Here is a 5465-nt window from a genome sequence, read left to right as displayed (position 1 = left end):
CTTGCCCACCCTACGCCAGACCCATCGCCGTGGAGATGGCAACGATCGATGCGCCACCGCCCTGCCCTGCTGCCAGCCCCCGTGCGGGCGGGGCCGGGGTCGCGCATGAAGGCATGGCGCCTGCGAGGACCGGGCAGGCGGCCCAGCGCGGCTACGAGAGCGCGTAGCGCGTATCGAGCCACGCGTACGTTTCATTCTCGCGATCCGGTGGTTGAGCGGTGTGTTTGACCGCGCGCGGGCAAACACGCAGCGAGTTCGGTCACGGGGGCCGCCTGCCCGGTCCTCGCAGGTTTGCCGAAGCGCCGCAGGCGCGAAGGACGCCATGCCAGCGCGATCCCGGCCCCGCCCGTGCGGGGGCTGGCAGCCGGCGCGGCGCCCAAAAGCGGGAAGCGGCGCAGCCGCTTCAAAAATGCTCTGGGTCCCCGCCTGCGCGGGGATGACGCGGGAGGGGATAGCCGCGTGCCCGGGAATGACGGGAGAATAGCCGCATGTACACCACCCTCCTCTCCGCAGAGCAACTCGCTGCCCTCCTGGACGCCAGGGCGCGGCTGATGATCTTCGACTGCACCTTCGACCTCGCGGATCCGAAAAGCGGGGAGAAGCAGTACCTGCAGGCGCACATCCCCGGCGCGGTGTATGCCCACCTCGACCACGCGCTCAGCGACAAGGGCACGCCCGATGCTCAGTCGGGAGAGCCGCAGCCCCACCAGGACGCCGCGTCCGGCGGGCGGCATCCGCTGCCCAGCCGCGAGAAGTTCGCCATGTGGCTGTCGGGCGTGGGGTTCGCCAACGACATGCAGGCCGTGGTGTACGACCGCAACGGCGCCAACTACTGCGGACGGCTGTGGTGGATGCTCAAGTGGGCGGGACACGAGGCCGTGGCCGTGCTCGACGGTGGGCTGCAAGCCTGGCAGGCCACCGGCGGCGCGGTGAGCGCGGACACCGAGCCCTCGCACTTCCAGTCCAACTTCGAATTGCGCGCGCCGCTGCGCACCCTGGTCCGCACGCAGGACGTCGCGCGCCGGCTCGGCCGGGGCGGCCAGACGCTGATCGATGCACGCGCGCCGCAGCGCTTCCGCGGCGAAGTGGAGCCGCTCGATCCGGTGGCGGGCCACATCCCGGGCGCGCTCAACCGTCCGTTCGTGCAGAACATCGGCACCGACGGACGCTTCAAGCCGGCGCCCCAGCTGCGCGCGGAGTTCGAACAACTGCTCGCCGGCCACGATCCATCCACGGTCGTGCACCATTGCGGCAGCGGCGTGAGCGCCATCCCCAACCTGCTCGCGATGGAGCTGGCCGGCTTCGCGCCGACCGCCCTGTATGCCGGCAGCTGGAGCGAGTGGTGCCGCACGCCGGACCTGCCGGTCGAGAAGGGCTGACGCGCCCATGAAGAATGCCGGGACGCGCCCGGCATTGGAGTTCGCGCTGCGCGCCAGGATCAGGGACGCGTGCCCACCGCGCTCGACGGCGTCGTATTCGTACTGCCGCTCCCCGCCGTGCTGTCGCCGGGTGCCGTGCCGCTGCCGGACGCACCCATGGTCGCGGTGCTGCCGGCATTGAGTCCGCCGTTCAGCCCCGCACCCGGCACGGCCTGGTTGCGTGCATCGGGATCCGACGTGCCGCTGCCCGTCGCGCCCGCCACCGCATCGCTGCCGCCGGACGCGCCGGGGTGCGCCTGCGATCCGGCGATGCCGGACGGGCCTCCCGGCGGGCTGTCGGGCGCCGCGGGACGCACGACTTCCGCGGAATCGACGTTGCCCGGCGCGGGGTCGATCTGCTTGCTGCAGGCGCCGAGCGCAAGCGCGCAGGCGGCCGCCAGCGGCGCGAGGAACAACGCGTTGCGTCGCATGCCGTGGCTGCTTAGCGGGTGGTCGTGCCAGCCGCCGGGGCGCTGGAGCTGACGCCGGAACCCATGTCGGTGCCGGTGGAACCGGTGGTGCCGGAGGCGCCCATGGAGGTGCCGCTGCCCGTGCTGGGAACCGTGGTGGTGGTGGAGCTGGTGGTCGTATCGCTCGGCAACGTCGCCGGCGCCGTGGCCGACGGCACGGTCGTGGTCGTGGTCGTCGTGGACGACGTGGACGTATCCGTTGCCGTTTCGTCCTTCTTGCCGCAGGCGGACAGGGACAGGGCAGCCATCAGGGCCAGGGCGGCGCATTGCGCGATCGGGGACTTGATCATCGGGGACTCCTTGGGGTTTCGTTTCGAGCTAGAGAGCGACAGCGTCGGGGTCCGCGCTGCCTGCGGCTCACTTTAGTGGGCGTCCCCGTCGACCTTGTCGTCTGCCACTGTCGAAGGCTGTAGGACAAGGCACGGCTGGCCGAGCGATTCGTTACGCGAGCGCGAACGCCAGCGCGTCCTCTCGCAACGCGTCTGAAACGGCGCGCAATTCTTCCTTACGAACCGAAATGGATCGTGCCAGCGCGTGCAGGTCCAGGCGCGAGGCGAGCACGCGGTTGAACACCTGCTCGCGTTCCTGCTGCACGTGCCGCTCCACGTAGTCCTCCAGCACGAACACCCTCGCGTCGTACAGCGCGTCGTCGGCCTGCGCGGTGAGGATCTGCGCGATGAACTCGCGCTGGCTGCCATGCGGATCCTCCGCTTCATCGAGCAGCTCGCCGTCGTTGAGCGCGTCGCGCACCGCGGGATAGAACAGTTCCTCCTCCAGCCGCGCGTGGATCGCGAGCTCCATGCAGATCTCCTCCGCGAGGGCGCGGCGCTGCAGCGCGTTCGCGCGCGTGCGGGCCAGTTCGCGGTAGGACTGGAACAGGGCGTGCACCGCGAGGTGGTCCCCATCCAGCAGGTCGATGGCGTCGGGCGCTTGCTTCTTCATGGTGTGCGTCGTGTCGAGCGCCCCACTCTAGGGGAGCGTGTGCCGCGTGCTGTCAGCCCACGGACGGCACTGCTGTAGGAGAGCCGCCGTCCCTCAGCCCCGGGGCCGCCCGCGCCGCACGGCGCGCTCGTACGCGGCCATGAGCGGGGTGACCGAGATGCCGTGGATCACGATGGAGGTCACCACCACGGAGAGCGTGAGGGCCGTGAGCCGGTCGGCCAGCGGGGCCGGCAGGCCGTGATTGACCGCGTACATCAGGTAGTACAGCGAACCGACGCCGCGGATGCCGAACCATCCGATCAGCCAGCGCTGGCCGCGCGAGACCGCCGATCGGGCCAGACCCAGCCGCACCGCCACGGGCCGGATCACCAGCAGCAGCAGCGGCACGAACCACCACGCCGCGTGCTGCCATGGAACGGCCCACAGCAGCGCGCCGATCGCGATCACGATCGCGACTTCGCCGATGCGTTCGGCGTGCTGGTTGAATCCGAGCACCGCCTGCGCCATGAAGGCCGGCGCATGTTCCGGATCGACCGCGACGCGTTCGGCGAGCGTGCGGTCCGGGTCCACCATGGCGCGTTCCACCGAAGCGGCGCTCGCCTCGCCGGCGCTGTGCCGCTGCTCCAGCCGGCGCAACGCGACGCCGGCTGCGAACACCGCGAGGAAACCGTAGGCATGCAGCAGCAGCGCGCAGCCGTACGACAGCGCGATCAGCCCCAGCGCCAGGAAGTCGTCGAGGCCCACGGCTTCCTTGTGGCGCCGGCGCAGCCACAGCACCAGCCGGCCGATCGCGATGCCCAGTCCCCAGCCGGTGGCGAGGCCGGCGGCGGTCGCCCACAGCACGTCCACCGCGAACCAGCGCCAGCCGAAGGGACCCAGTTCGTGCAGCCCGAGCAGCCCCAGGCCCAGCATCACGAAGGGAAAGGCGCTGCCGTCGTTGAGGCCGCCCTCCCCGGTGAGCGCGAAGCGCAGCTTGTCTCCGTCCTGCGGTTCCTGCACCTGCACCTCCGATGCGAGCACGGGGTCGGTGGGCGCGAGGATCGCGCCGAGCAGGATGCAGGCGCCCGGCGGCAGGTCGAGGAACAGCCAGGCGACCAGCGCGATCAGCGCCACGGTGACGACCATCGAATTGAGCGCGAGCCGCACCGGCAGCGCCCAGCGCTGGTCGCGCAGGCCCGGGCTGAGTTTGAGGCCCGCGGTGAACAGCGACAGCAGCACCACCACTTCCGCCATGCGTTCCAGCATGGACGCGGAACCGCGCGGGTCCAGGGACACGAGGCCCAGGGCGAGCGGGCCCACGCCCAGTCCGACCAGCAGGTACAGCATGGCCGTGGACAGCGGCAGCCGCTTCAGCACGGTGGAGGCGAGCGCCATCAGCACCAGCAGCAGGCCGACGATCACGGACCAGAGCGCGAAATCCATGGAGCGCGATTGTTGGGGAGCGCGAACGCGGCGCTTGTGGGCCAATGCCGCGTTCGGTCCGGCAGGCGCCGGGCGTCAGAGTCCTGCCAGGGCCTGCAGCAGTTCCTGCCGGTACAGCGGGAATTCGTGGATGTCGTTGTGCCCCGCCCCGGGCACCACCAGCAGGCGCGCCGAGGGGCGTGCCGCCTGCAGGCTGCGCGCATGGTGCACGCCGATCAGCGCGTCGCGTTCGCCGTGCACCAGCAGCACGGGCCCGCCGATCGCGCCCAGGTGGCTCGTGGTGTCCAGCGGATAGCGCACCAGGAAGGCCGGCACCCAGGGGTAGTACTCGCTGGTCAGCGCACGGATGCTCGTGTACGGCGACACCAGCACCGTCAGGTCGGGCGGGCGGCCTTCGGCACTCAGCTGCTCCGCCAGGTCCGCCGTGAGCGCGGTGCCCAGCGAGCGGCCGTACAGGACCACCTTGCGGCCGCGGTATTCCGCGGCGAAGGCATTCCACACCGCGCGCACGTCCTCGCGCAGCTGCTTCGCGCTCGCGATGTGGCCCGTGCTCTTGCCGTAGCCGCGGTAATCCGGCATCACGAGGTCGTAATTGGCGCGCCGGTAGAAATCCGCGTTGCTGAACCAGCCGGCGAGGTTGCCGGCGTTGCCGTGCAGGAAGAACACCACGCCCTTGGGATCGGGCAGCTTCAGGTGCATCACGGAGAGGCTGGCGCCCTCCACCTCCACGATGCGTTCGTGGATGTCGGGTTCGCGCGCGAGCTTGTAGTTCGCCGGCAGCGGCACCGGGTAGAACATGATGCTCTCCTGCCGCAGCCACAGGAAGGCGAGCAGCGCCCCATACGCCCCGAGTCCGGCGAGCAGGATCCACAGGAGCGTGAGCCAGACGGGCTTGGGCATGGGGCGGGAGGGTACGTCATTCGCGACGGCCCCGCCATCTCCCGTCGTCGTCCCGCGGGGCAGATCCCGGCCTGGCGGTGTTTCTCCGGGGGGCGTCGCGGCAGGCGGCGCGCGGCCTCGTACCGCCCTCGTACCCTCGTAGGGTGGGCAAGCTTTGCTTGCCCACCATTTGCGCCACGACGAGACGGTGATCACGCGGCCGATGGCACCGACAACGGAAATGCGCCGCCGATCTACCCTGCTGCCGGCCCCCGTGCGGGCGGGGCCGGGGTCGCGCATGAAGGCATGGCGCCTGCGAGGACCGGGCAGGCGG

6 protein-coding genes are annotated in these 5465 nt (G+C 70.9%); 1 reads left to right on the top strand and 5 read right to left on the bottom strand.

Features of this window, described 5'->3' with window-relative positions; genetic code table 11:
• Positions 1-488 precede the first annotated feature (488 nt).
• Positions 489-1379 carry a sulfurtransferase gene (locus tag VF522_RS08615; protein WP_330907831.1) on the top strand — a complete coding sequence of 297 codons (891 nt, stop codon included), beginning with the start codon at positions 489-491 and terminating at the stop codon, positions 1377-1379.
• A 59-nt stretch (positions 1380-1438) separates the two neighbouring features.
• On the opposite strand, the gene VF522_RS08610 is transcribed toward VF522_RS08615, so the two are convergent.
• The 5 genes from VF522_RS08610 to VF522_RS08590 form a co-directional block, all read right to left on the bottom strand.
• Entirely contained in the window at positions 1439-1849 is a 411-nt protein-coding gene (locus VF522_RS08610) for a hypothetical protein (protein ID WP_330907830.1), read from the bottom strand.
• A gap of 11 nt (positions 1850-1860) precedes the next feature.
• Positions 1861-2178 (bottom strand): hypothetical protein, encoded by a 318-nt coding sequence (locus VF522_RS08605; RefSeq protein WP_330907829.1) that lies wholly within the window; start codon positions 2176-2178, stop codon positions 1861-1863.
• A 151-nt stretch (positions 2179-2329) separates the two neighbouring features.
• Positions 2330-2830, bottom strand: a complete 501-nt coding sequence (locus VF522_RS08600; RefSeq protein ID WP_330907828.1) for a hemerythrin domain-containing protein — start codon at positions 2828-2830, stop codon at positions 2330-2332.
• Between the two features lie 93 nt (positions 2831-2923).
• The gene (locus tag VF522_RS08595; protein WP_330907827.1) at positions 2924-4252 is read right to left on the bottom strand and encodes a sodium:proton antiporter; all 1329 of its coding nucleotides are present in this window, start codon (positions 4250-4252) and stop codon (positions 2924-2926) included.
• Positions 4253-4327: 75 nt separating this feature from the next.
• Positions 4328-5152: an alpha/beta hydrolase gene (locus tag VF522_RS08590; RefSeq protein WP_330907826.1), complete on the bottom strand. Its 825-nt coding sequence runs from the start codon at positions 5150-5152 to the stop codon at positions 4328-4330.
• Positions 5153-5465: the final 313 nt, after the last annotated feature.

The sequence above is a fragment of the Ramlibacter sp. genome (assembly GCF_036383835.1).
In the GTDB taxonomy this organism is placed as follows: domain Bacteria; phylum Pseudomonadota; class Gammaproteobacteria; order Burkholderiales; family Burkholderiaceae_C; genus Ramlibacter.
The sequence above is the reverse complement of the archived record's forward strand: the minus strand, read 5'-3'. Positions and strand labels throughout refer to the sequence as shown.

Bases quoted from the DNA above. Each gene is read 5' to 3' on its own strand.
- VF522_RS08615 (WP_330907831.1), top strand. From the start codon at position 489: ATGTACACCACCCTCCTCTCCGCAGAGCAACTCGCTGCCCTCCTGGAC.
- VF522_RS08595 (WP_330907827.1), bottom strand. From the start codon at position 4,252: ATGGATTTCGCGCTCTGGTCCGTGATCGTCGGCCTGCTGCTGGTGCTG.
- VF522_RS08590 (WP_330907826.1), bottom strand. From the start codon at position 5,152: ATGCCCAAGCCCGTCTGGCTCACGCTCCTGTGGATCCTGCTCGCCGGA.
- VF522_RS08610 (WP_330907830.1), bottom strand. From the start codon at position 1,849: ATGCGACGCAACGCGTTGTTCCTCGCGCCGCTGGCGGCCGCCTGCGCG.
- VF522_RS08605 (WP_330907829.1), bottom strand. From the start codon at position 2,178: ATGATCAAGTCCCCGATCGCGCAATGCGCCGCCCTGGCCCTGATGGCT.
- VF522_RS08600 (WP_330907828.1), bottom strand. From the start codon at position 2,830: ATGAAGAAGCAAGCGCCCGACGCCATCGACCTGCTGGATGGGGACCAC.